At 65.8% G+C, this 24,930-nt stretch carries 18 protein-coding genes; 2 read left to right on the top strand and 16 right to left on the bottom strand.

Going from position 1 to position 24,930, the window contains the following annotated elements; genetic code table 11:
• Nucleotides 1–79: 79 nt before the first annotated feature.
• The 5 genes from ppc to cysM are packed head-to-tail and all read right to left on the bottom strand — an operon-like array spanning nt 80 to nt 8,218.
• Nucleotides 80–2,728, bottom strand: coding sequence for a phosphoenolpyruvate carboxylase (ppc, locus tag C4S71_RS08630; RefSeq protein WP_103968869.1), 2,649 nt, complete (start codon nt 2,726–2,728; stop codon nt 80–82).
• The gene (mazG, locus tag C4S71_RS08625) at nt 2,725–3,621 is read right to left on the bottom strand and encodes a nucleoside triphosphate pyrophosphohydrolase (RefSeq protein ID WP_103968868.1); all 897 of its coding nucleotides are present in this window, start codon (nt 3,619–3,621) and stop codon (nt 2,725–2,727) included. The genes ppc and mazG overlap by 4 nt, the downstream gene beginning before the upstream one ends.
• Complete coding sequence (relA, locus tag C4S71_RS08620) at nt 3,618–5,894, bottom strand: GTP diphosphokinase (protein ID WP_086510271.1); 2,277 nt, start codon at nt 5,892–5,894, stop codon at nt 3,618–3,620. The genes mazG and relA overlap by 4 nt, the downstream gene beginning before the upstream one ends.
• A gap of 4 nt (nt 5,895–5,898) precedes the next feature.
• Complete coding sequence (locus tag C4S71_RS08615; RefSeq protein ID WP_086510267.1) at nt 5,899–7,320, bottom strand: TRAM domain-containing protein; 1,422 nt, start codon at nt 7,318–7,320, stop codon at nt 5,899–5,901.
• 1 nt (nt 7,321) lies between these two features.
• On the bottom strand, nt 7,322–8,218 hold the full coding sequence (gene cysM / locus C4S71_RS08610; protein ID WP_086510266.1) for a cysteine synthase CysM: 897 nt from the start codon (nt 8,216–8,218) through the stop codon (nt 7,322–7,324).
• Between the two features lie 117 nt (nt 8,219–8,335).
• Between cysM and C4S71_RS08605 the strand changes: the two genes are divergently transcribed.
• Nucleotides 8,336–11,044 (top strand): ATP-binding protein, encoded by a 2,709-nt coding sequence (locus C4S71_RS08605; RefSeq protein WP_103968867.1) that lies wholly within the window; start codon nt 8,336–8,338, stop codon nt 11,042–11,044.
• Nucleotides 11,045–11,099: 55 nt separating this feature from the next.
• Here C4S71_RS08605 and pdxJ read toward each other — a convergent pair whose 3' ends face one another.
• The 10 genes from pdxJ to rpoE form a co-directional block, all read right to left on the bottom strand.
• Nucleotides 11,100–11,891, bottom strand: a complete 792-nt coding sequence (pdxJ, locus tag C4S71_RS08600; protein ID WP_103968866.1) for a pyridoxine 5'-phosphate synthase — start codon at nt 11,889–11,891, stop codon at nt 11,100–11,102.
• Between the two features lie 32 nt (nt 11,892–11,923).
• The gene (recO, locus tag C4S71_RS08595) at nt 11,924–12,625 is read right to left on the bottom strand and encodes a DNA repair protein RecO (RefSeq protein WP_103968865.1); all 702 of its coding nucleotides are present in this window, start codon (nt 12,623–12,625) and stop codon (nt 11,924–11,926) included.
• A gap of 51 nt (nt 12,626–12,676) precedes the next feature.
• Nucleotides 12,677–13,576, bottom strand: coding sequence for a GTPase Era (era, locus tag C4S71_RS08590; RefSeq protein ID WP_086510262.1), 900 nt, complete (start codon nt 13,574–13,576; stop codon nt 12,677–12,679).
• Nucleotides 13,573–14,265 carry a ribonuclease III gene (gene rnc, locus C4S71_RS08585; protein ID WP_086510261.1) on the bottom strand — a complete coding sequence of 231 codons (693 nt, stop codon included), beginning with the start codon at nt 14,263–14,265 and terminating at the stop codon, nt 13,573–13,575. The genes era and rnc overlap by 4 nt, the downstream gene beginning before the upstream one ends.
• A 24-nt stretch (nt 14,266–14,289) precedes the next feature.
• Entirely contained in the window at nt 14,290–15,093 is an 804-nt protein-coding gene (gene lepB / locus C4S71_RS08580; RefSeq protein WP_103968864.1) for a signal peptidase I, read from the bottom strand.
• A 13-nt stretch (nt 15,094–15,106) separates the two neighbouring features.
• Nucleotides 15,107–16,924 (bottom strand): translation elongation factor 4, encoded by a 1,818-nt coding sequence (gene lepA / locus C4S71_RS08575; protein WP_086510259.1) that lies wholly within the window; start codon nt 16,922–16,924, stop codon nt 15,107–15,109.
• A 198-nt stretch (nt 16,925–17,122) separates the two neighbouring features.
• Complete coding sequence (locus C4S71_RS08570; protein ID WP_086510258.1) at nt 17,123–18,550, bottom strand: DegQ family serine endoprotease; 1,428 nt, start codon at nt 18,548–18,550, stop codon at nt 17,123–17,125.
• Nucleotides 18,551–18,720: 170 nt separating this feature from the next.
• Nucleotides 18,721–19,671, bottom strand: a complete 951-nt coding sequence (locus C4S71_RS08565) for a MucB/RseB C-terminal domain-containing protein (protein ID WP_234239183.1) — start codon at nt 19,669–19,671, stop codon at nt 18,721–18,723.
• A gap of 47 nt (nt 19,672–19,718) precedes the next feature.
• Entirely contained in the window at nt 19,719–20,429 is a 711-nt protein-coding gene (locus C4S71_RS08560) for a sigma-E factor negative regulatory protein (RefSeq protein ID WP_086510256.1), read from the bottom strand.
• Nucleotides 20,430–20,611: 182 nt separating this feature from the next.
• Nucleotides 20,612–21,217 (bottom strand): RNA polymerase sigma factor RpoE, encoded by a 606-nt coding sequence (gene rpoE / locus C4S71_RS08555; protein ID WP_103968862.1) that lies wholly within the window; start codon nt 21,215–21,217, stop codon nt 20,612–20,614.
• Nucleotides 21,218–21,515: 298 nt separating this feature from the next.
• Between rpoE and C4S71_RS08550 the strand changes: the two genes are divergently transcribed.
• A complete protein-coding gene (locus C4S71_RS08550; RefSeq protein WP_103968861.1) occupies nt 21,516–22,592 on the top strand; it encodes a 3-deoxy-7-phosphoheptulonate synthase in 1,077 nt (358 codons plus the stop codon).
• A 63-nt stretch (nt 22,593–22,655) separates the two neighbouring features.
• On the opposite strand, the gene dinG is transcribed toward C4S71_RS08550, so the two are convergent.
• Nucleotides 22,656–24,788 (bottom strand): ATP-dependent DNA helicase DinG, encoded by a 2,133-nt coding sequence (gene dinG / locus C4S71_RS08545; protein ID WP_103968860.1) that lies wholly within the window; start codon nt 24,786–24,788, stop codon nt 22,656–22,658.
• Between the last annotated feature and the right edge of the window lie 142 nt (nt 24,789–24,930).

Below are 24,930 nucleotides of genomic sequence, written 5' to 3'. Positions count from 1 at the left end.
CCGCTGCACTGACCATACGCAAAGCCGCCGCTTCTCGTCGAAGCGGCGGCGGTGTTTCGGCAGGGCGGCCGGCAGCCCGTCAGCCAGTGTTGCGCAGGCCTGCGGCGATCCCCGCCATGGTGACCATCAGGGCACGCGAGAGCTCACCGCTGATGGCACCGTCGGCATCGCGGTTACGCTGCAGCAGCTCCGCCTGCAGGCCGTGAAGCGGGTCGATGTAGGGGTTGCGTACCTCGATGGCCTGACGAATCAGCGGCGTCTGCTCCAGCAGCTGCGGCTGGTCGAGAATGGTCAGCAGCACCGACTGCAAACGGGTGAAGCGCTCGCGCAGCTGCGCGCCCAGCTCCTTGAGCGCCGGCTCGTCGACCAGACGCTGTTCGTAGTAGGAGGCGATGCCCACGTCTGCCTTGGCCAGCAGCATCTCGAGCATGTCGAGATAGGTGCCGAAGAAGGGCCAGCGGTCGCGCATCTCGCGCAGCACTTCGAGTCCGCCCTCCTCTTCCAGGCGGGTGCCGAAGGCCTCCCCGCTGCCCAGCCAGGCCGGCAGCATCAGGCGGATCTGGGTCCAGGCGAAGATCCACGGAATCGCTCGCAGCGTCTCGACGCCGCCGTCCTGACGGCGCTTGGTCGGGCGTGAGCCCAGCGGCAGGTGCCCCAGCACGCCTTCCGGCGTCACCGCACGGAAGTAAGGCACGAAATCGGGGTCCTCACGCACCACGCCGACATAGGCCTGATGGGCGAGTTCGGCGAGGCGATCCATCTCCTCGCGCCAGTGAGCCTCCGGCGCCGGCGGCGGCAGCAGAGTGGCCTCGAGTACCGCACAGGCGTAGATCTCCATGGAGCGCAGGGCGATGTCGGGCTGGCCGAACTTGAAGCGGATCATCTCGCCCTGTTCGGTGACCCGCAGGCTGCCGTTCACCGAACCCGGCGGCTGCGACAGGATGGCCGCATAGGCCGGACCGCCACCGCGACCGACGGCGCCGCCGCGGCCGTGGAACAGGGTCAGCGCCACGCCATGGCTGCGGCACACCTCCACCAGGCGCTCCTGGGCGCGATACTGGGCCCAGGCCGCGGCCAGCTGGCCAGCGTCCTTGGCCGAATCGGAATAGCCGATCATCACTTCCTGACGGTCGCCGACCAGCGCCCGGTAGCCCGGCAGCGCCAGCAGGCGGTCGACCACGTCGCCGGAGCGGTTGAGGTCGTCCAGGGTCTCGAACAGCGGTGCGATGGGCAGCGAAACGACGCCTCCCACCTCTTTCATCAATAGCGCGACCGTGAGCACGTCGGAGGGCTGGCCGGCCATGGAGATGATGTAGGTACCCAGCGCCTCGGACTGTTCGTTGGCGATGACCAGGAAGGTATCGAGCACCTCGCGGGTCTCCGGGGAGCACTCCCAGCGGCGCGGAATCAAGGGGCGCCGCGACTCCAGCTCGGCCAGCAGGAAGGCCTGGCGCTGCTCCTCGCTCCACTCACGATAGTGACCGAGACCCAGGGTCTGGGTCAGCTCTTCCATGACCATGGCGTGACGACTCGCCTCCTGACGAATGTCGAGCTTGGTCAGGGTCACGCCGAACACCGCCACCCGGCGCAGGGTATCGAGCAGCGCGCCGTTGGCGATGGTGTCGAGCCCCACGTCGCACAGCGAGCGGTAGCAGGTGAGCAGCGGCGCATAGAGCTGATCGCTGCTCTCGATGATCGCGCCGCCCTCGTAGCTGCGCCCGTCGAGCTGCGCCTTGGCCCAGTCGCGGGTGGCCTCGACCCGCTGCACCAGCCGCTTGAGCAGTTCGCGATAGGGCTCGGCCACGTTGCCCACCTCGGCCCGCAGCGCACTGTTGCACTTCCACATGGAGAGCTCGGCCTTGAGCTGCTCGAGATCGCGCAGGTAGAGATCCGCCGCCATCCAGCGCCCCAGCAGCAGTACCTCGCGGGTTACCTTGGAGGTCACGTTGGGGTTGCCGTCACGATCGCCGCCCATCCAGGAGGCGAACACGATCGGCGCGGCATCCAGCGGCAGGCGCTCGCCGGCGGACTCCAGCAACAGGCTGTCGAGATCGCGATGGAATGCCGGCACCGCCTGCCACAGCGAGTTCTCGATCACCGCAAATCCCCACTTCGCCTCGTCCACCGGCGTGGGCCGCTCGTGCCGGATCTCGTCGGTATGCCAGGCCTGGCTGATCAGCTCCTCGAGGCGCCCGCGGGCGCGACTGGCACGCTCGGGGTAGTCGAGCGACGACTCGATGACGGTGAGGCACTCGTCGATGGCGTCGTACTTCTGGATCAGGGTACGGCGAATGACCTCGGTGGGATGGGCGGTGAGCACCAGTTCGACACGCATGCCGGCCAGGCTCTCGACCAGCTTGCGTGGCGTGTGGCCGGCGCCGCGGGCCCGCTGCAGCAGCTCGGAGAGCACCGGCTGAGAGCCCGGCTTGTAGTCCTCCACGCGGCGAAAGCGTGCCCGGTAGTGCTGCTCGGCAATGTTGGCCAGGTTAAGGAACTGGTTGAAGGCGCGGGTCACCGGCAGCAGGTCGCGGTCCGGCAGCTTGCGCAGGTACTCGATCAGCTCGCGGCTGCTCTGTACGTCTCCCTGCCGGCCGCTCTTGGCCAGGCCGCGGATGGTCTCGATGCGGTCGACGAAGCCCTTGCCCAGGTCGTCGGCAATGGTGCGGCCCAGGCTGTCACCAAGGATGCGTACGTTGTCGCGTAGGGATTCGTGCAGATCGCCGCTCATGGTCGATCTCCTCCTGAAGACGGTTCTGTTGGTTCGGCAGATATCGGGGAAACGCTGCTCTCGAGCCGCTTGGCCTCCTGCCAGTGTCGCTCCATGGTGTCCAGGTCGACGTCGCGGGTGGTCATGCCGCGCTCGGCCAGGGCGCGCTCCACGTGGCGAAAGCGGCGTTCGAACTTGGCATTGGTGTCGCGCAGGCACTGCTCGGGATCGGCCTTGAGAGTGCGCGCCAGGTTGGTCACGGCAAACAGCAGATCGCCGACTTCCTCCGCCGCATGGCGCCGATTGCCCTCGGCCAGGGCCTGCTCGACCTCGTCGAGCTCTTCGCGGATCTTGGCGATTACCCCCGTGGCGTCGGGCCAGTCGAAGCCGACCCGGGCCGCGCGCTTGGAGAGCTTGGCGGCACGCGACAGCGCCGGCAGCGTACGCGGCACGTCGTCGAGCACCGACACGCCAGCGTCGGCCTCGGCACGCTCGACGCGCTCCTCCGCCTTGAGCGACTCCCAGCGGCTGTTGACCTGCCGGGTCTCGACCTGTTCGGCGCTGACGCCGGGTGGGCGCCGCGAGGCCAGGGTGCCGTCGGGAAACACATGCGGATGGCGGCGCACCATCTTGGCCGTCAGAGTATGCACCACGTCGTGAAAATCGAAGCGCTCCTCTTCGCTGGCGAACTGGCTGTAGTACACCACCTGGAACAGCAGATCGCCGAGTTCGCCGGGCAGCTCGCCCCAGGCGCGGCGCTCGATGGCATCGGCCACCTCGTAGGCCTCTTCCAGCGTATGCGGCACGATGCTGTCCCAGTCCTGCTTGAGATCCCACGGGCAGCCCTGCTCGGGGTCTCGCAGCACCGCCATCAGCGTCAGCAGGTCGTCGATGCCGTGGCGATTCTCGCTCATGAACCGCTCCCCTTGCGCTTCATTCCCTTGGCCCCGGTGCGCAGGCGCTGGACCTCGATCACGTTGGAGAGCTGCTGGATGCGCGAGAAGAGCCGGCCCAGCGTTTCCAGTCCGTCGACTTCCACGGTGATGCGCATGCGGGCGATGCCGTCGCTGGTGTCGGTCAAGGTGTTGACCGACAGCACGTTGACCTTTTCGTTGCCGAGAATGCCGGTCACGTCGCGCAGCAGGCCGGAGCGATCCCAGGCCTGGATCTCGATGTCCACCGGGTACTGGGTGCGGGCGCGCTGCCCCCACTCCACCTCGATGACCCGCTGCGGTTCGTCGATACGCAGCTGCAGGATGTTGGGGCAGTCCTGGCGATGCACGGTGACGCCGCGGCCCTGAGTGATGAAGCCGACGATCGGCTCGCCGGGCACCGGGTGACAGCAGTTGGCCATGCTGGTCTTGAGGTTGCCCACGCCGAGCACGGTGATGTCGCTGCTCCCGCCCTTGGCCTGGTCGCGTTTGGGCTTGGCCAGCAGACGGTCGAGCTGCTCCTGGTCGTCGGTCTCGCCGAACAGTTGCTGGGCCTGATGCAGCACCTGGCCGATGCGCAGGTCGCCGGCGCCGAGCGCGGCGTACATGTCCTCGGGCGAGGTGTAGTTGACCTTGTTGGCCAGGGTCTCGAGGTCCATGTCCTCCACGTCGAGGCGGCGCATCTCACGCTCGAACAGCGCCTTGCCCTCTTCCACGTTCTGCTCGCGGGCCTGATGCTTGAACCACGACTGGATCTTGGCCCGCGCCCGCGAGGTGCGCACGTAGCCGAGGCTGGGGTTGAGCCAGTCGCGGCTGGGCCCGCCCTTGCTGGCGGTGAGGATCTCGACCTGCTGACCGGTCTTCAGCTTGTAGGTGAGCGGTACGATGCGACCGTCGATCTTGGCCCCGCGGCAGCGGTGACCGACCTCGGTATGCACGCGGTAGGCGAAGTCGATGGGCGTGGCGACGCGCGGCAGGTCGATGACGTGGCCGTCCGGCGTGAAGACGTAGATGCGGTCCGGCGCCACGTCGCTGGAGAGCCCCTCGCGCAGGTCGCCGAAATCGCCCACCTCGTCCTGCCACTCGAGTACCTGACGCAGCCAGGCGATCTTCTCTTCGTAGCTGGAGCTCTTGCCGCCGGTATCGTGGCCCTTGTAGCGCCAGTGGGCGCAGACGCCCAGCTCCGCCTCGTCGTGCATGGCAAAGGTGCGAATCTGGATCTCCAGCACCTTGTTCTCGGGCCCCAGCACTGCGGTGTGCAGCGACTGGTAGCCGTTCTTCTTGGGATTGGCGATGTAATCGTCGAACTCGTTGGGCACGTGGTGCCAGCGTGAGTGCACCAGCCCCAGCACGGTGTAGCAGTCGGTCACCTCCGGCACCAGGATGCGCACCGCCCGTACGTCGTTGACCTGGGAAAAATCGATGCGCTTGCGCTTCATCTTGCGCCAGATCGAATAGATGTGCTTGGCGCGGCCGTTGACCTCGTACTCGGTGATGCCCTGGGATTCCAGCATGCCCTTGAGGGTTTCGACCACGTCGTGGATGTAGCGGTCGCGATCCAGGCGCTTCTCGGCCAGCTGGCGGGCAATCGCCTTGTAGTCGTCCTCGTGCAGATAACGGAACGAGAGATCCTCGAGCTCCCACTTGACCTGGCCGATGCCCAGGCGATGGGCCAGCGGCGCGTAGATGTCGAACACCTCGCGGGCCACCTGCAGGCGCTTCTCGCGCGGGGCGTCCTTGACCTGACGCAGGGCGCAGGTACGCTCGGCGATCTTGATCAACGCCACGCGCACGTCGTCGATCATGGTCACCAGCATCTTGCGCAGGTTGTCCTGCTGGTCGTGCTGCACCAGGCCCTGGCTGGGAGTCTGGGCATTGCTGATGGCGGCCATCTGCAGTACGCCGGCAATCAGCTCGGCCACCTCCTTGCCGAACTGCCGGGTCACGGCGTCGATGGAGATCAACCCTTCGCGCACGGCGCGATAGAGCACCGCCGCTTCGAGCGCTGCCTGGTCGAGCTTCAGCAGGGCCAGGATGTCGGCCATTTCCAGGCCCATGCGATAGGTGGTGTCGCGGGGCAGCCACGCCTTGTGGGGACGGTCCGCCTCCAGGGCAAGACGCTTGGTGAGTTCACAAGCCTCGCGCATCTCGTCGGGATCGCGCAGCTTGACGTCTTCCTGCAGCCGCTCCAGCCAATGGCCGATATCGACGTCGCCATCGTCGGTCAGCGGCTGGTCGTCGCGGACTTTCACCATCTTGTCAGACTCCTTGCGATGACGGCTGGCCTGCACCATGTTCGAGCAGGAGCAGGGACTCCAGGTGCGAAGTGTGCACGAACATGTCGGCTACCACCGCCTGAACGATGCCATAACCGCCATGCACGAGTCGTGCCGCATCGCGCGCCAGCGTGGCAGGATCACAGGCAATGTAGACCAGCTTTGGCACCGGGCGTTCGACCAATGCGCGACATACCGCATCGGCACCGTCCCGGGGCGGATCCAGCACCACGATATCGGGCGCCAGGCGTGCCAGCAGCGCCGCTACGGCAGTTTCATCGTTCAGGTTGGCTTGGTACGCCTCGAGCTCGAACGCGCTATCGCGGGCATTGGCTTCGAGCCGCGCCACCATGGCGGGATTGCCCTCCACCGCCGCGACCCGGGCACCGTCGGCGGCCAACGGCAGGCTGAAGTTGCCGATGCCGGCAAACAGATCCAGCAGGCGCTGGCCGGTGGCGGGAGCCAGCCACTCCCGCACGGTACGCACCATCTCGCGATTGATCTCTTCGTTGACCTGGATGAAGTCTCCCGGCGCGAAGCCCAAGCGCAGTTCGGCCTCGCCGAGCGGCAGCCGGTAGCCTAGCGATGCCGGCTCCCCCAGCCATTCGAGGGTGGGTTCATCACGTCCCAGCAGACGCGCGACGATAACCTCGTTGGCCTGGCCGAACTCCCGCCAACGCTGCAGGTCGGCGGGGTTCTCGCGCAATTGGCGAACCACCACCACACGGGTCGAGTCGGCGGCAATCAGCTCCAGGTGGCCGACCAGTCGCGGCGCCTCGAGCTCGCTCAACTGAGCCCGCAACGGCATGAGCAGCGCCGCAAGCTCGGGAACGAGCACCTCGCAGGCCTGAATATCGACCAGACGGCTGGCATGCCGGGCCCGAAAGCCCAGATGAACGTCGCCCTGGGCGTCCACCTTGACGCCCAGACGCGCACGCCGCCGGTAACCCAACGATTGTCCCGCCAACAGGCCGACGGGGTGAGCGAGTTCGATGCCCTCACGGCCGAGAAGGTCGGTGAGCACGCTACCCTTGTGCCGGCGCTGCGCCGCCACCGCCAGGTGCTGCATGTCGCAGCCACCGCACTGACCGTAATGGGCGCAGGGCGGCGTGACCCGCTCGGGCGCTGGCTCGAGCAGTGTACGCACATGGGCTTCGTCGAAGCGCTTGCGGGTACGGTGCACCGCCACCTCGACACGTTCGCCCGGCAGCGCTCCCTCGACGAACAGCGTCTTGCCGGCAGCGCTGCGAGCCACGCCCCGGCCATCGTGGGCCAGGCGCTCGATGCTCACTGCCTCGCCGTCGGCTTCGAGCTCTGCCGGACGCTGGGCTTCGGCGTGTCGCTTGTGCAGCCCTGAGACACCGGAACGTTGGCGTGCCGGCCGCCGCTTGCCAAGCAATGCCAACTCAAACCTCCGGGGCGAACAGCCCGGTCGAGAGATAACGATCGCCGCGGTCGCAGACGATGAACACGATCACGGCGTTCTCGACTTCTTCGGCGACGCGTAGCGCACCGGCCAGGGCACCGCCGGAGGAAACCCCGGCCAGAATCCCTTCCTCGCGCGCCAGGCGACGCATGTGCTCCTCGGCTTCGTGCTGGCCGATATCGAGCACCCGGTCGACACGGGTAGCATCGAAGATGCTCGGCAGGTACTCCTTCGGCCAGCGGCGGATACCGGCGATGCTGGCGCCATCCTCCGGCTGCAGACCGACGATCTGCACCTCCGGATTGCGCTCCTTGAGATAGCGCGACACGCCCATGATGGTACCGGTGGTGCCCATGGAGCTGACGAAGTGCGTGATGGTGCCGCCGGTCTGTTCCCACAGTTCGGGGCCAGTGCCGCGATAGTGGGCCAGCGGATTGTCGGGGTTGGCGAACTGATTGAGCGGTTTGCCTTCGCCCCGCGACACCATGGCTTCGGCCAGGTCGCGAGCCTCCTCCATGCCGCCCTCCTTGCTCACGGTGATCAGCCTGGCGCCATAAGCGGCCATGGCCTGCTTGCGCTCGCTGGAGGCGCTATCGGGCATGATCAGCACCATGCGATAGCCCTTGATGGCGGCCGCCATGGCCAGAGCGATACCGGTGTTGCCGGAGGTGGCCTCGATCAGCGTATCGCCCGGCGTGATGTCGCCGCGCGCCTCTGCCTGCTCGAGCATCGACAGCGCCGGGCGGTCCTTGACCGAGCCCGCTGGATTGTTGCCCTCGAGCTTGGCGAGCAGCGTATTGTTGCGCCCCGCGGTGATTCGCTTGAGTCGCACCAGCGGCGTGTGACCGACGACATCCTCGATGGTGGGAAACTGCATGTAAGCGTCCTTAGGCTAACGTCTTTTCCGTAGTATATCCGTGCCGTGATCGACTGGACAGGCATGCCCTGTCAATGTGGCATACTGACAGGGCTTGCCCGTGATCAAGGAATACCGATGTCGCTCGGAAATCGTCTGACACTATGGATACTGTGTCTCCCTCTACTGGTGCTGCTGCTCGTGGGTGTCTCGGCGCTGAAACTGGATACCGAGTGGCGCAAGGCGGCCCTACGCGACCGTATCGTCACCGCCGTCGAGCTGCAGAGTCCGGAAATGGCGCAGGCCCTGTTCGATGGAGCCCAGCCCCGGCTCGACGGCATGGCCCGGCGCCTGCTGGAGATCGACGAGACACGCGGCGTCGGTATCTACACCGACGAGGGTCTGATCGAACTGGAGATGGGCCGCAATCGCGCCCAGGTGGCCACTTCGCCCCCGCACACGACACAACTCGACACCGGCGGCGACCTGTGGCGGCTGATGATGCCCCTGACAGTAGCCGATGGCGAGGGCGCTGCCACACCTCAGGCGTGGCTGGAACTGGACATCGACACCCGCGCGCTCACGCTCGATTACTATCGGCGCCTGGCCACCGCTGGCCTGGGGCTGTTGATCCTGGGGCTGCTGCTGTTCGTGATCGCCTCCGCCCTGGGTCGCCGGCTAGACTCCAGCCTGGACAATGCCGCCGAGGCGCTCAGACGTCTGCGCACCGGCGATCTGGATATCCGCCTGCCGGAGGAGGGCGCCCCCGAGCTGCGCCGCCTGGCTCGTCACGTGAATGCCCTGGGCGACGAGATGCAGCAATCTCGCGAGAACATGCAACGCCAGATCGAGCAGACCACGTCCGAACTGGAAGAGTCGATGGAAACCATCGAGATCAAGAACATCGAGCTCGACCTGGCACACCGCAGGGCGCTGGAAGCCAACCGCATCAAGTCCGAGTTCCTGGCCAGCATGAGTCACGAGATCCGCACCCCGCTCAACGGCATCATCGGCTTCTGTCGACTGCTGGGACGCTCGCGCCTGGAACCGCGTCAGCGCGAGTGGCTCGATCAGGTGCAGGTCGCCTGCGACAACCTGCTGGCCCTGGTCAATGACGTGCTGGACTTCTCGCGCATGGAGGCAGGCCGTCTGGAGCTGGATCGCGCCGAGCTGGACATGGTCTCGCTGGTTGACGAAGCGCTTGCGCTTCAGGCTCCGCTGGCCCATCAGAAGGGTCTTCATCTGCTGGGCCTGGTCTACGACGACGTGCCCTCACCGCTGCGCGGCGACCCGCTGCGCATTCGTCAGGTGCTGACCAATCTGACCCACAATGCGCTGAAGTTCACCGAGCAGGGGGAGGTCATCGTCCGGGTCATGGTCGAGGAGCAGAACGATGAAGGGCAGGTCCTGTTGCGCGTCAGCATCAGCGACACCGGTATCGGACTCACCTCGCAGGAGCAGCACAATCTCTTCCAGGCTTTCCGCCAGGCCGCCGCCAGCCATCCCCGGCAATACGGCGGTTCCGGCCTTGGCCTGGCCATCAGCCGGCAACTGGTCGAACAGATGGGCGGACAGATCACCGTGGAGAGCGAGCCCTCGCGCGGCTCGACCTTCTCCTTCACGCTGCCGCTGGCCGTCGTGGGCAACGGCGTCGAGACGAGCGATGACATTCTGGGCAGCAATCGAGTCGCTCTTTTCGAGCCCCATGCCCCGACCCGCCACGCACTGAACCATTTGCTCACCTTATGGGGTGGGCAGGTGGAAGAGATTCACCAGCCGGACCTGCTGCCACCCGCCCCTGCGCTGCTCGTCGCGGCACTGCCCACCGAACTGAATGCCGACGTGGTCGAGGAGTGGCGCGCTCGGCTCCAGGCCTGCCCCTGCCCGGTGCTGCTGCTGGTCAACATGGCGCCGCTGGAGCTACCCGACCTGCACCTGCCACGCGGCTGCGAGATCCTCTGCAAGCCGGTTTCGCGCCAGGCCCTCGCCGACGCGCTGCGCCGCTGCGGCTCGGCACGGCGGCGCCCCGCTGTGGAGGCGCGAGAGGAGCACAAGGCGCGGATTCTGGTCGTGGATGACAATACGATCAACCGGCGCCTGCTGCGCGAGCTGTTGCAGCGACCCGGCCTGGAGCTGGCCGAAGCCGCCAGCGGCGAAGAAGCCCTGGCCCTGGCCGAAGGCGAGGCCTTTCATCTGGTGCTGATGGACATCCGCATGCCGGGAATGGACGGCATCGAAGCGACCCAGGCATTGCGTCGAATGGGTGGGCATTGGGCGCGCTGTCCCATCATCGCCGTAACCGCTCATGCTCATGACAGCGAGCGAACGCGCCTCCAGGCGGCCGGCATGCAGGAAGTGCTGATCAAGCCGGTGGACTCCAATCGCCTCGAAACCATCCTGCAGCGCCACCTCGGATTCGTGCCTCCACTCCCAGCTCCCGCTCCGACACCTGCCCTGCCTGCGGCGCGTGAAGCCAACGTCGCCGCGGACCTGGCGGTCGTCGATCTGGAGCTGGGAACTCGCCTGGCAAACGGCAGCGAGAGCCTGGCCTATGAGCTGCTCGACCAGCTCGTGGCCTCACTGCCCGACACGCTCGACCAGCTGCGTGAAGCACTGGCCAGAGGCGATTCCGAGGCGCTGCTGGATGCCGTGCACGCCCTGAACGGCGCCTGCCGCTACTGCGGCGCGCCCGAGCTGGCCCTGGTCGCCGAAACCCTGGAAACGCGACTGCGTTCGCGGGGAATGTCGGAGGTCTCATCACTGCTCGAAGACCTGTTCAGGGCCATCGACAGGCTCAGCGAGTGGCATGCCCAGCGCCAGGAAGCACCTCCCAGCACCGCCAGGTGAACCTTGCTGCGACGCTTAACCCCACCCGGTGGCGTTATCGGCACCGGCGCCTGGCTCAATCGTGATCGTGCTCATGGTGATGATCGTGCTCCTCGAGCGAAGCGACGAAGCCCGCCTCCTGCCCGGCGATGATCAGGCGCTTCATCTCGGCCACGGCCTCCTTGAGCCCGACGAACAGCGCCCGGGCAACGATCGCATGGCCGATATTGAGTTCGTGCAGCCCCGGAATGGCGGCGATCGCCTCGACGTTGTGGTAGTTCAACCCATGCCCGGCATTCACCGTCAGCCCCAGCTCCAGCGCCATCTCCGTCGCCGCCGTCAGCCGCGCGTGCTCTTCGCGTGCCGCTTGCCCGGAGCGCTCGGCATAGGCCCCGGTGTGCAGCTCGATGACCGGCGCTCCTGCACGCTTGGCCGCCTCGATCTGACTCGGCTCGGGATCGATGAACAGCGACACCTCGCAGCCGGCAGCAGCCAGACGACGAGTCGCCGCGGCAACGGCATCGAAATTGCCGACCACGTCCAGCCCGCCCTCGGTGGTCAGCTCCTCGCGCTTCTCGGGCACCAGGCATACGTGCGCCGGGCGGATCTCCTCGGCCAGTGCCAGCATCTCCTCGGTCACGGCCATCTCGAGGTTCATGCGAGTGTTGAGCACCTCGGCCAGCAGGCGCACGTCGCGCGTCTGGATGTGCCGACGATCTTCTCGCGGGTGCACGGTGATACCGTCGGCGCCGGCTTCCTCTGCCAATAGCGCCGCCTGAACCGGATCGGGATAGCGCGTGCCGCGCGCCTGACGCAGCGTGGCAATGTGGTCGATGTTGACGCCAAGCAGAATGCGCGGGGGATGCATGGTGGCCTCCAGCGGCTGGTCGAATGAGTGAATCAGTGTGAGGGGGGACGGCGCCGTTCGGCAAGCTGACGCATCAGCTCACGGGACCGCAGCGGTCGCGTGCCGAGCAAGGGCGCCAGCGCCGCCCGCGCTACCGCCTTGGCCGGCCCGGCCAGCCCGGGAGCTGCCCAGTCGCCGCCGGCCAGCAAGCGCAGGGTGCGGCCATCGATCCCGGGCTCGCCGGGGACGAAGGCACGCGACGCGGCATCGAAACGGTAGCGCGCCTGGGGGTCCAGCTCCTCGCCTTCGGGCGTGGTGTAGCGCGGCAAGGCATCCAGTGCATCGAGCAGGGTGAATTCCAGGCGCCGCAGCGCCATGGCACGCCCCTCGGGTCGCGGCAGCGCCTCGAGCAGGGCGGTATAGAAGGCGAACACTTCCGCCACGGGCAGCTCCACCGGCAGCGTGCGTGTCAGCAGCTCATTGGCATAGAGCCCGCACAGCAGCCCTTCGCCGGCCAGCAGCGCCGCTGCCCCACGGCTCTCCATCAGGCGCAGACGCTTGAGCTCCCCCTCCCCTACCCAGGTGACGTGCAGCGGCGCAAAGGGCTGCAGCCTGCCTCGTGAGCGCGAGCCCGGCCGCTGCACGCCCTGAGCCACCGCCCGTACGCGGCCGTGCTCGAGGGTCAGCAACTCGACCAGGGCGCTGGTCTCGCGATAGGGACGTTTGTGGAGAAGAAAGGCCGGCTGCGGCTGCATGATGAGTCGCCTGAACGAAAAAGGGCAAGCGCAGACAGGTGTTGGGCCGTGTCAGTCCAGATCGTAGCCGAGGCTCTTCAGCGCTCGCTCATCGTCCGACCAGCCGCGCTTCACCTTGACCCAGAGATTGAGCATCACCTTGGCGTCGAGCGCACGCTCCATGTCGAGCCGCGCCTCGCGGCCGATGCTCTTGATCCGCTCACCCTTGTCGCCGATGAGGATCTTCTTCTGCCCGGCGCGCTCCACCAGGATCAGAGCGCTGATGTGCACCACCCTGCCTTCGTCGCGGAACTCCTCGATCTCGACAGTCACCTGATAGGGCAACTCGTCGCCGAGCTGGCGCATGATCTTCTCGCGCACCAGCTCCGCCGCCAGGAAGCGCTGGCTTCTGTCGGTGACCTGATCGTCGGGGAAGTGGTGGATGCCCTCGGGCAGATGCTTGGCCACCTCCACCTCCAGCTCCGGCACGTTGGTACCGTGTTTGGCGGAGATGGGAATGATGGCGGCGAAGTCGCGGCGCGCGCCGACCTCGGCCAGCCACGGCAGCAGCGTGCTCTTGTCCTCGACCCGGTCGACCTTGTTGACGGCCAGGATCACCGGCGCCTGAACGTGCTCCAGACGCGACAGCACCACCTGGTCCTCGTCGGTCCAGCGCGTGCGGTCGATGATGAAGACCACGCAGTCGACGTCGCGCAGGGCCTGGGTGGCAGCCTGGTTCATGAAGCGGTTGATCGCCTTGTTGCGATCGCGCCCCAGAATATGGATCCCCGGCGTGTCGACGTAGATGAACTGCGCCTCGCCCTCGGTCTTGATCCCCATGACCTGATGTCGAGTGGTCTGCGGACGACGCGAGGTGATCGAGATCTTCTGGCCGAGGATGCGGTTCATCAGCGTCGACTTGCCGACGTTGGGACGACCGACGATGGCCACGAAACCGCAGGTCTCGCTCATGATTTCGCCCCTTTCTGGTTTTCGAGCTGGAGCAGGGCAAGCTCAGCGGCCTGCTGCTCGGCATGACGACGGCTGGAGCCGGTACCCAGGGTATGGGTGGCCAGCAATTCGACGTGACACTCGACCGTGAAGGTCTGGTCGTGCGCCTCGCCCTCGACGGAAACCACATCGTAGCGCGGCAGCGGCGACTGACGCGACTGCAGGAACTCCTGCAGCCGGGTCTTGGGATCCTTCTGGGTATCCTGCAGATCGATCGATTCCAGGCGCTCGGCATACCACGCCAGCACGCGGGCACGCGCCACGTCCATACCGGCATCGAGATAGATGGCGCCAAGTACGGCTTCCACCGCATCGGCCAGGATCGAGTCGCGTCGATGCCCGCCGCTCTTCATCTCGCCCGAGCCCAGGCGCAGACACTCGCCGAACGACATCTCCCGGGCCAGCTCGGCCAGGGTCTGGCCGCGGACCAGACGCGCCCGCAGGCGCGAAAGCTGGCCCTCACGGGCCTGGGGAAAGCGCTCGTAGAGCGCCTCGGCAATCACGAAGTTGACGATGGAGTCACCGAGAAACTCGAGCCGCTCGTTGTTCTGGCCTCCGAAGCTGCGGTGCGTCATGGCCAGCTCCAGCAGCGTGATGTCACTGAAAACGTGGCCGATGCGGCGGCTGAAGGCGGAAAGGGATTTGCTCACGAAATTCCTGTTATTGCTGATCCATCAATGGATGCGGCGAACCTGGGTGAAACTGGGCAGGCCACCGTCCCAGTGCATCCATACGGCAAAGGCTCGGCCGACGATGTTCTCCTCGGGCACGAAGCCCCAGTAGCGGCTGTCGTTGGAGTGGTCGCGGTTGTCGCCCATGGTGAAATAGTGGCCATCGGGCACCACGATCTCACGAACGCGGGGGCCCGGGTCACGTGGATTATTGTAGATACGATGACTGACCTCGCCCAGGCGCTCCTCCAGCAGCCACTCGCCCGGCGCGGTGGGCGGCGCTTCGTCCAGCACGCGCTTGGGTACGGGCTCCCCGTTGATGAACAGCTGCTTGTCTTCGTAGCGCACGGTATCGCCCGGCAGCCCCACCACTCGCTTGATGAAGTTCACCGAGGGCTCGCTGGGGAAACGGAACACCATGACGTCGCCACGCTCGGGCTCACCCAACTCGACGATACGCGTGTGGGTCACCGGCAGGCGCAGACCATAGGCGTACTTGTTGACCAGGATGAAATCGCCCACTTCCAGGGTCGGACGCATGGAGCCCGAGGGGATCTGGAACGGCTCCACCAGGAAGCTACGCAGCAGCAGGACTACCAGCAATACCGGAAAGAACGAGCGCGCATAGTCGACCGGCCAGGGCTCCTTCATGGCCCGCTCGCGGGCAGCCTCGTCGAGCCCTTCCGTGGTACCCGCCTCCACGGCGGCCAGTTTGCGGTGGCGCGCCGGGCGCAACCAAGCCAGATCGAGCAGCCAGATCAGACCAGTGATGGCGACTGCCACCACCAGCAGCAAAGAGAAATCCATAGTATCGCCGGTCCTAGTCGTTCACCTTGAGTACGGCCAGGAAAGCGTCCTGGGGAATCTCCACCCGACCGACCTGTTTCATGCGCTTCTTGCCCGCCTTCTGTTTCTCGAGCAGCTTCTTCTTGCGCGTCACGTCCCCGCCGTAACACTTGGCCGTCACGTTCTTGCGCAACGCCTTGACCGTGGAGCGAGCCACCACCTGACCGCCGATGGCAGCCTGGATCGCCACGTCGAACATCTGGCGCGGAATCAGCTCCTTCATCTTCTCCACCAGCACCCGCCCCCGCGTGTGAGCATGGTCGCGGTGGATGATGACGGCCAGTGCATCGACCCGGTCGCCGTTGATCAACACGTCCAGCCGCACCAGCCTGGCGGCCTCGAAGCGCTCGAAGTTGTAGTCCAGCGAGGCATAGCCCTTGGAAATGGACTTGAGCCGATCGAAGAAGTCCATCACCACCTCGGACATCGGCAGCTCATAGGTGAGCTGGATCTGGCTACCGAGGAACTGCATGTCCAACTGGTTGCCGCGACGGTTCTCGCACTCCATGATAACGTTGCCGACGAACTCCTGCGGCACCAGGATGCTGGCGCGCACGATCGGTTCGCGCATCTCGTCCACGTCGGCCATGTCGGGCAGCTTGGAAGGGTTGGAGACGTATTTGACGTCACCGTTCTTCATCGCCAGCTCGTAGACCACCGTCGGCGCTGTGGTGAGCAGATCGAGATCGTACTCACGCTCGAGCCGCTCCTGGATGATCTCCATGTGCAGCGTGCCGAGGAAGCCGACACGGAAGCCGAAACCCAGGGCGTCGGAGTTCTCCGGCTCGTACTCCAGCGAGGCGTCGTTCAGCGCCAGCTTCTCCAGCGCGTCGCGGAAGTCCTCGTAGTCGTCGGCGCTGACCGGGAACATGCCGGCATAGACCTGCGGCTTGACCTTCTGGAAGCCGGGCAGACGCTCGACGTCCGGCGTCTTGGCGTGGGTGATGGTATCCCCTACCGGGGCGCCGTGGATGTCCTTGATGCCGGCTACCACGAAGCCCACCTCGCCGGCACGCAGGACGTTGGTCTCCTTGCGTATCGGCGTGAAGATGCCCACCTCGTTGGCCTGCCAGTCGCGGCCGGTCGACTTGATGCGGATCTTCTCGCCCTTCTTCAGGGTGCCGTCGAAGATGCGCACCAGCGACACCACGCCGAGGTAGTTGTCGAACCAGGAGTCGATGATCAGCGCCTGCAACGGTGCCTCGGGGTCGCCCTTGGGCGGCGGAATGTCGCGCACCAGGCGCTCGAGCAGCCCATCGATACCCATGCCGCTCTTGGCCGACACCTGGCAGGCGTCGGTGGCGTCCAGCCCGATGATCTCCTCGATCTCGTGGGAGACCTTGTCCGGATCGGCCTGGGGCAGGTCCATCTTGTTGAGTACCGGCAGCACCTCGAGTCCCTGCTCGATGGCGGTGTAGCAGTTGGCCACCGACTGCGCCTCGACGCCCTGAGCGGCGTCCACCACCAGCAGTGCCCCCTCGCAGGCATACAGCGAGCGCGACACCTCGTAGGAGAAATCGACGTGCCCCGGGGTATCGATGAAGTTGAGCTGGTAGGTGTTGCCGTCCTGGGCATGGTAATCCAGCGTGACCGACTGGGCCTTGATGGTGATGCCGCGCTCGCGTTCGAGATCCATCGAATCGAGCACCTGCTCCTTCAGTTCGCGTTCGGTCAACCCGCCGCAGCTCTGGATCAGGCGATCTGCCAGGGTCGACTTGCCGTGGTCGATATGGGCAATGATCGAGAAGTTACGAATGTGCTTCAGTTTTCCGTTGCTTGCTTCGTTGCTCATCTAACCCAGTCCGGTATTCGACACGAGCGCGGCAGCGGCAATCTTGGTCGGCGCCCGTTCACGTCATATGAATTCAATGGCCGGTATTGTACCGGCATGGCCAAGGGTTGGACAGCACAGCCGTATGCAGCGGCAAAAACGACGACACCTCCCGCATGAACGGGAGGTGTCGTCGCGATGGTCGGCAGTCTGTGCCGCTCAGCCGTTGCCCAGGCGCAGTGCCACGAACAGTGAGCGACCCTCACGGTAGAGGCGCACCGGCACGGCGCGATCGGTAGGCAACCTCTCGACCAGCTCGCGCAGTTGGGTCGGCTCTTCCACGGCATGGTGGTCGAGGCTGACGATCACGTCACCGGGCCGAATGCCGGCATCGGCTGCCGCGCCACGGGGATCCACGTCACGCACCACCACCCCGCTGTCGATGCCGAGCCGCTGCCGCTCGCCATCCTCGAGCTCGGCCACGGCAATGCCCAGGCGTGCCTGCGCATCCGAATCGCCACCGGGCCGCGCCTGCTCCGGCCGCTCGCTGTCGGGCCAGTCACCGATGGTGACGGCAATGTCCTGGCGCTCACCGTCACGCATGATGGTCAATGCGGCATCGTTACCCGGCGTGACCCGCCCGATCAGACGCGGCAGGTTGCGCGAACGCTCGACCTCCTCGCCGTCGACCTCGAGCACGATGTCGCCCGCCCGCAGACCGGCACGTGCTGCCGGGCCTTCGGGGTCAAGATCGGCGATCAGCGCACCACTGGCGCTGTCCATGCCGAACGATTCGGCCAGGTCGCGCGAGACCGGCTGAATCATCACGCCCAGCCAACCGCGGCGCACGCGGCCGTCTTCACGCAGCTGATTGGCGACATCCATGGCCACGTTGATGGGAATCGCGAACGACACGCCCATGAAGCCACCGCTGCGGGTGAAGATCTGGGCATTGATACCCACCACTTCGCCATCGAGATTGAACAGCGGCCCGCCGGAGTTGCCCGGATTGATGGCAACGTCGGTCTGGATGAAAGGCACGTAGGCATCGCGCGGCAGCGTGCGGTTGATGGCGCTGATGATACCGGCGGTCACCGAGTGATCGAAGCCGAACGGTGAGCCGATGGCCGCCACCCATTCGCCCACGCGCAGCCGATCGGAATCCCCCATGCGCAGCGTCGGCAGATCGGAAGCATCGACCTTGAGCAGCGCCACGTCGGTTTGGGTATCGGCACCGATCAGCTCGGCTTCGAGCTCGCGGCGGTCGTTGAGCCGAACGAGGATTTCGTCGGCTCCGTCGACCACGTGGGCATTGGTCAGGATGTAGCCATCCTGGCTGATGATGAAGCCGGAGCCCAGAGACTGGCGCTCCTGCCCACGCCCTGGCCCACCGCCACCGGGGGGTGCCGGGAAGCGATCGCCGAAGAAGTGCCGGAAGATGTCCGGAATGTCCTGTCCGCCGAAATCTTCGAACCCCTGGGAGCGCCCCGGCATCATGCGGGTCGTCGAGATGTTGACCACCCCGGGGGCCGCCTGCTCGACCAGTACGGTGAAATCGGGCAACTCACGGGCAAAGGCAGACTGCCATGACAGCAGCATGGCCACCAGCAGCGCCCAAAGTGAGACCTGTCGCGTCAATGGCTTCATGAGAGCTCCTGCATCAGCGTTTCATTATCTCTCGCGGAACTTACTGTCCCTAGCGGTAACTCGTGTCCCTTGCGGTAACTCATTTCCTTGCAGTAATTGCGGCGGCCCGGATCGTTTTTCAAGGCATCGCATCGCCAGGCCTCCCATTCACGACGCCCTGACCGGCCAAGTCATTCCGCCATCTCGGAGGCTTCGCGCCAGGTGAGACTTTCCGCCACCTGGGCCAGCACCCGCGGCGGCAGCTCACCCATTGCCACCACCTGCATGGGCCGGCCATCCGCCACTACATGACGTACCACGGCGAGCGAAATCCCCAGACGATGCAGCCCGGGAATCAGCCTCTCCCGCCCCTCCTCGATCGGCTCGACGAACAGGCTCAGGGTCGAAAGACCATCGCTGTAGATGCGATGTCCCACCTCCGGATCGTGCTGGTCGGTCTGCGTATCGACCGGCTGATCGAGAAAACCATTCGGCAGCCAGCCAGCCCGCCAGGCCTGCTGTGGGGGTGTGCGACTGGTATCGAGCACCACGCCGCCCTGGTAGAGCTGCGGCGGCTGCAGCTCGGTCAGCTGAAACGTCTCGACCACGCGCCCCCGGTCGTCGATCAACTCGCGCTTGAGCGGCAAGGCGGTGTGTTCATCGAGCCACAGGCGGTGGCCGAAGCGCAGGCCATCCAACGGCTCGATATCCAGGCGCACCGCACTGCGATTGGCGATACGTTCATCGCTGCCCATGGATAGCCGGTAGTACTGTTCGATATGCCGGGCCATGCCAGCCGGCGATGCCGGTACTTCCGGCTCGCCATTGGACCAGCTCATGCGGCCGATATGGCCACGGCGCTCGAAGAAAACGGGCGGCCCGTCGAGGAAGCGCGCCACTTCACGCTCGATGCCGTCCTGGATGTCGCGGGAAAGCGCCAGGGTGCGAACGCCATCGATGCCGATGCGTACCGCCCGCGCCTGAAAGACATGACAGTGCCCCGCCCACAGGCTGCGCTCGAACCACTCCAAGGGCGAGTCGGGGCGCTCCCACTCGGCGAGCTGCCGACAGTCGAAGCGCTCGGTATCGGTTGGCTCATTCGACGTTTGGGCAATCGCTGCGGCACCGTAAGCCAGGAGCAAGGCACCGCTCAACGCAGCCAGGCACCTGGCGTCACGCCTGCTGACCATTAGCGCTGCCCCAGCGTCTCGTTACCCGAAGCCCGCAAGAGAGGCATCCAGACGTCGCCGCTCAAGTTGGTGGCCCCCTGAGAATGACGGTCGAGATAGGACTGCAGCAGGCGCGCCTGCTCCTGGTCGGTGCTGCGGGACTGGCGCGGATTGGGAGTCAGGAACAGGGGGTTGTCGAAACCGGCGCCAACCGGCATCACACCACCGGCCTGACCTCCCGACAGTGCCGGAGAGAACAGCGGCATGCCAACGGGGGTGGCCTGGCTGCCGCCTCCGGCCTGTGCCACGAGGTTGCGCTGTGTCTGACCCGCGGCGGCGGGGGTTTGAGTGTCGGCGAGCCCAGCATCACCGCCAGTACGGGTGAAATCGGTACCGTTGTAGAACTGCACCCCGGTGATCACCATCAGCGTGACCGCTGCCGCTATGCCCGCGCTGCGAGCAAAGGGCTGGAAGCGGCGCTGTGCAATACGAGGCGCTTCCATTTCGGGCACCGGCTCGGCTTCGAGCCTGGCCATGATACCGGCCGAGAGGTCCGTACTGACATCGATGTCATGATCCCGTCGCATCACGCTGCGCATCAGATGATAGCGCCGCCAGGCTTCGGCTGCGTCCGGCTGCTCTTCGAGTGACTTGAGCGTCCGGCGAAGCTCGAGATCATCACCTTCGTTGTCCATCAGGGCAGAAAGCGATTCCCGTGCATTCTGACTCATTCCTCTACACCCCCACATCGACAAGGCACCCTGCCTTGCTACCAATGTTTTCCGGCATTCCCGAACGCACCCAAACGGAATGCCGACAGCCCATGATTTGCCGCTGTCATACTGCGGTCAATGCTTCAGACGTCATCGACGCGAGACAGTTCAGCGCCAAGACGAAAACTTCTTGAAAAACTTCACTCCGTCACCGATTCCCGTGTCCGAGCCGTGGCCACCAGCGGCTGAATATGCTGATCCACCGCCTCACGCGCGCGGAAGATCCTCGAGCGCACCGTCCCTACCGGACACTGCATGATGTTGGCAATGTCCTCATAGGAGAGCCCATCGAGTTCGCGCAAGGTGATGGCCGTACGCAGGTCGTCGGGCAGGTTTTCGATGGCTTCGAAGACGGCCGTCTCGAGCTGATCCCGGGCCAGCGACGACTCCGGGGTTTCGATATCGGAAAGCCGGCCGCTATGATCGAGAATCTCGGCATCGACGATATCGAGATCGCTGCCGGGCGGGCGGCGACCCTTGGAGACGAGATGGTTCTTTGCCGTATTGATGGCGATGCGATACATCCAGGTGTAGAACGCGCTCTCGGCGCGGAACTTGCCCAGTGCACGATAGGCCTTGATGAAAGCCTCCTGGGCCACGTCCTGCACTTCGGCGTGATCCTGCACGTAGCGGCCGATCAAGCCGATGATCTTGTGCTGATACTTCTTCACCAGCAGGTCGAAGGCACGCGTATCGCCCTTTTGCGCACGTTCCACGAGCTGCTGATCGGTTTCCCGGTTGCCCATTCATGCCCTCCCCGACAGGGCAACGCCCCGAGGCGGGATGCGGGAGTAAAGCGTCGTTGGATAATCTGCTTGCATGGTTTCAACCTGGAGCCCGTTGGCCGCTGAATGTCCCTGGACGTCGTCGTCCGTCCCGACAAGTGTTCCTGTTTCTTGGCCGCGCATCAAGCCGGCCGCCATGCTGCCGGCGCTGAGACCTCTCGGGCAGCTTCGGGTTCCGTTCCGATTGCCGATTATTCCCTCGGCGGGTGTATAGTAGTTCATCTTCTTGCCTTCAACGCATCACGACACAGGTAGCAACATGTCAGATCAGCAGGTCAGCAACCTCAACGTCCTGTCCCAGGACGTACTGATCACTCCCGAAGCCCTCAAGAACGAGATCCCCCTCGGCGACGTCGCCGAGAGAACGGTGATCGAGGGTCGCCGGACCATTCAGAACATTCTCGACGGCAGCGACCCGCGCCTGCTCGTCGTGGTCGGCCCCTGCTCGATCCACGACGTCGATGCCGCCCTCGACTATGCGCGTCGCCTGCGCCGCCTGGCCGACGAGGTGAAGGACAGCCTGTTCATCGTGATGCGCGTCTATTTCGAGAAACCGCGCACCACCGTGGGCTGGAAGGGCCTGATCAACGACCCGCACCTCAACGGCTCCTTCGAGATCGAAGAGGGGCTGCACATCGCGCGCAAGCTGCTGGTGGAGCTCTCCGAGCTCGGCCTGCCGCTGGCCACCGAGGCGCTCGATCCGATCTCGCCGCAGTACCTGCAGGACTGCATCAGCTGGTCGGCCATCGGCGCTCGCACCACCGAGTCCCAGACCCACCGCGAGATGTCCTCGGGTCTCTCCAGTCCGGTGGGCTTCAAGAACGGCACCGACGGCAGCCTCGACGTGGCCATCAATGCCCTACAGTCGGTCTCGCATCCGCACAACTTCCTCGGCATCAACCAGAGCGGCCAGGTGGCGATCATCCGCACCCGCGGCAACGCCTACGCCCACGTGGTGCTGCGCGGCGGCAACGGCAAGCCCAACTACGACAGCGTCAGCGTGGCGCTGGCCGAGCAGGAGCTGAAGAAGGCCGGCATCAAGCCCAACATCATGATCGACTGCTCCCACGCCAACTCCAACAAGGACCCGGCCCTGCAACCGCTGGTGCTGGACAACGTCACCAACCAGATCCTCGAGGGCAACCGCTCGATCATGGGGCTGATGGTGGAATCCAACATCGGCTGGGGCAGTCAGAAGATCCTCGACGATCACAGCCAGATGCAGTACGGCGTTTCCGTCACCGATGCCTGCATCGACTGGGCCACCACCGAGGAGACGATGACGCGCATGGCGAGCAAGCTGAGCCCGGTGCTGGCGGAGCGTCGCCAGGGCTGACAGCCGCGACACAAGCAGCACGACAGAGAAGGGCTCGCACTGCGGGCCCTTCTCGTTGGGGCCCTAGCCGTCGATCTCTCTCCTGAACGGCGGCAGCGCATCGAGAAGCGCCTGGCCGTAGCGCCGCGTGAGCACGCGTCGGTCGAGCAGCGTGATGCGCCCCTGATCGGCCTCCTTGCGGATCAGCCGGCCACAGGCCTGTACCAGTTTGATCGAGGCATCGGGCACGCTGATGCGCATGAAGGGATTGCCGCCCCGGCTCTCGATCCATTCTGCCAGAGTCGCCCCCACCGGATCGTCGGGCACGGCGAACGGCAGCCGCGTGATCACCACATGGGTGAGATAGTCGCCGGGCAGATCGATGCCCTCGGCGAAGCTCGCCAGACCGAAGATCACGCTGCCCTCGCCGCCATCCACCCGCGCCCGATGGCGCTCGATGAGCTCGCGCTTGGGCAAGCGGTCCTGCGCCAATACCCGCTCGCGCCACTTCGCCGGCAGCGCCTTTTCCACCGCGCGCAGCTGCGCTCGCGACGAGAACAGCATCAGCACGGCCTCCTTGTCGCCCAGCCCGCTGACGAAATCGACGATGGCCCGCTCGTGGGCATCGCGGTCGCCGGGGTCCACGGCCTGACGCGGCACGCTGAGCACCGCACGGGAATAATCGAAGGGGCTCGGCAGGCGCTGATAGCGGTAGCGATTGGCCAGCCCGGCACGCTCCTGCAGGCGCTCGAAGCGACCCAGCGCGGTCAGCGTGGCCGAGGTGACCACCGCACCGAAGCAGCTGCCCCACAGGCTCTTGGCCAAAGTCGGCGCCGCCGACACGGGGCTTGCCGAGAACACCAGCTCGGGTTCGCTACCGAAGCGCTCCAGCGTCAGCCAGCGCGCTTTCGGCGCCTCGCCCTCCATGTCGGTTTCGGCGTACGCCTCCCACAGCCCGTGGGCCTCCAGCGCGCGGCCGTGCAGCAGCGCCAGCAGCGGCAGCCACGCCTCGGCCTGCTCGCGTTCGAGCCCGGTGTGCTTGTCGGGGTCGAGGCTCTCACGCAGGATGTCGCTCATGGTTTCCAGCGTGCGTGAGAGTTCGGCGAAGCCCACCAGCAAGCTGCCGGCATGCTCGCGCAGGGCCTGGGGAACACGCCCCATCTCGAAGCGAAACTGATGATTCTCCTCGTCTTCCGCGAGCCCATGCTGCCGTCCGGCCAGCTGATGGCCCAGGGAATAGGCCTCGCCCAGACGCGGCTCCAGCGCGGCGATGGTTTCCGGCAGGCCGGCCAGCAGCCGCGCCAGGGTCGGCTGTATCGCCAGCGCCTGGTTGAGTTCGGTCAGGGATTTCTTCAGGTTGCCCAGCCAGCGCAGCGTACCGTTGACGCCCACGCGGTGGGCGAAGTGGTTCAACGCCTTGTCCGGCAGATGGTGGCCTTCGTCGAAGACGTAGATGCAGTCGCTGGGCGGCGGCAGCACCACGCCGCCGCCCAGCGACAGGTCGGCCAGCACCAGGTCGTGGTTGGCGACGATGATGTCGGCACTCTCGAGGTCGCGGCGGGCACGGAAGAAGGCGCAGGCGGCAAAATGACCGCAGCGGCGATTGGTGCACTGGCGATGGTCGATGGTCAGCCGCCGCCAGTCGCCGTCGTCGATGGCCACCGGCCAGCTCTCGCGATCCCCCTCCCAGCGACCGCTGCCGTAGGCCTCGGCCATCTCCTGCACCAGCGCCTGGAAGTGATCGCCGGCGCCCTGGGCCAGACTCTGCTCGAACAGCGACAGGGTGGGGTTGTCCTCGACCCCGTCGAGGGCCTGCTCCAGGCGCGTCAGGCAGAGGTAGCGACCGCGCCCCTTGGCCAGGGCGTAGTCGAAGTCGAGGCCGCTGTGGGCCTTGAGGGTGGGCAGATCCTGCAGCAACACCTGCTCCTGCAGGGCGATGGTGGCCGTAGCCACCACCAGGCGCTTGCCCTTGGCCTTGGCCACCGGCAGCGCCGCCAGCAGGTAGGCCAGGGTCTTGCCGGTGCCGGTGCCCGCCTCGAGCACGCAAACGTGCTCGTCGGAGTGCCGCTTGCCGGCGTCGTCGGCCTCGATGCCGCCCAGCGTACGGGCGATCTCGGCGATCATCAGCCGCTGGCCGTAGCGTGGCGTCAGCCCCTGGGCCTCCAGCACGCGACGGTAGGCGGCCTGTATCTCACCCTTGAGGGCGTCATCCAGCATGGCCGCTCCCTCTCGAGGCCGAAGGGACTTGCCCGGCATGTGCGAGGCCGGGGACAGGTCGAAGAGGAGGTCTTTTGCCATGGATGGCAAAAGTAGCGCCCAGGGATGGGTTCACAGCGCCTCCTCGAAGACCTTGTCGACG

Origin of the sequence: Billgrantia desiderata (assembly GCF_900108215.1) — a bacterium.
Classification (GTDB): domain Bacteria; phylum Pseudomonadota; class Gammaproteobacteria; order Pseudomonadales; family Halomonadaceae; genus Halomonas; species Halomonas desiderata.
Note: the sequence above shows the minus strand (reverse complement) of the source record. Positions and strands in the feature narration are given on the sequence as shown.

Bases quoted from the DNA above. Each gene is read 5' to 3' on its own strand.
- lepB (WP_103968864.1), bottom strand. From the start codon at position 15,093: ATGGATTTCTCTTTGCTGCTGGTGGTGGCAGTCGCCATCACTGGTCTG.
- C4S71_RS08550 (WP_103968861.1), top strand. From the start codon at position 21,516: ATGTCAGATCAGCAGGTCAGCAACCTCAACGTCCTGTCCCAGGACGTA.
- cysM (WP_086510266.1), bottom strand. From the start codon at position 8,218: ATGCAGTTTCCCACCATCGAGGATGTCGTCGGTCACACGCCGCTGGTG.
- rpoE (WP_103968862.1), bottom strand. From the start codon at position 21,217: ATGGGCAACCGGGAAACCGATCAGCAGCTCGTGGAACGTGCGCAAAAG.
- era (WP_086510262.1), bottom strand. From the start codon at position 13,576: ATGAGCGAGACCTGCGGTTTCGTGGCCATCGTCGGTCGTCCCAACGTC.
- C4S71_RS08560 (WP_086510256.1), bottom strand. From the start codon at position 20,429: ATGAGTCAGAATGCACGGGAATCGCTTTCTGCCCTGATGGACAACGAA.
- mazG (WP_103968868.1), bottom strand. From the start codon at position 3,621: ATGAGCGAGAATCGCCACGGCATCGACGACCTGCTGACGCTGATGGCG.
- ppc (WP_103968869.1), bottom strand. From the start codon at position 2,728: ATGAGCGGCGATCTGCACGAATCCCTACGCGACAACGTACGCATCCTT.
- dinG (WP_103968860.1), bottom strand. From the start codon at position 24,788: ATGCTGGATGACGCCCTCAAGGGTGAGATACAGGCCGCCTACCGTCGC.
- relA (WP_086510271.1), bottom strand. From the start codon at position 5,894: ATGGTGAAAGTCCGCGACGACCAGCCGCTGACCGACGATGGCGACGTC.
- lepA (WP_086510259.1), bottom strand. From the start codon at position 16,924: ATGAGCAACGAAGCAAGCAACGGAAAACTGAAGCACATTCGTAACTTC.
- pdxJ (WP_103968866.1), bottom strand. From the start codon at position 11,891: ATGCATCCCCCGCGCATTCTGCTTGGCGTCAACATCGACCACATTGCC.
- recO (WP_103968865.1), bottom strand. From the start codon at position 12,625: ATGCAGCCGCAGCCGGCCTTTCTTCTCCACAAACGTCCCTATCGCGAG.
- C4S71_RS08605 (WP_103968867.1), top strand. From the start codon at position 8,336: ATGTCGCTCGGAAATCGTCTGACACTATGGATACTGTGTCTCCCTCTA.
- C4S71_RS08570 (WP_086510258.1), bottom strand. From the start codon at position 18,550: ATGAAGCCATTGACGCGACAGGTCTCACTTTGGGCGCTGCTGGTGGCC.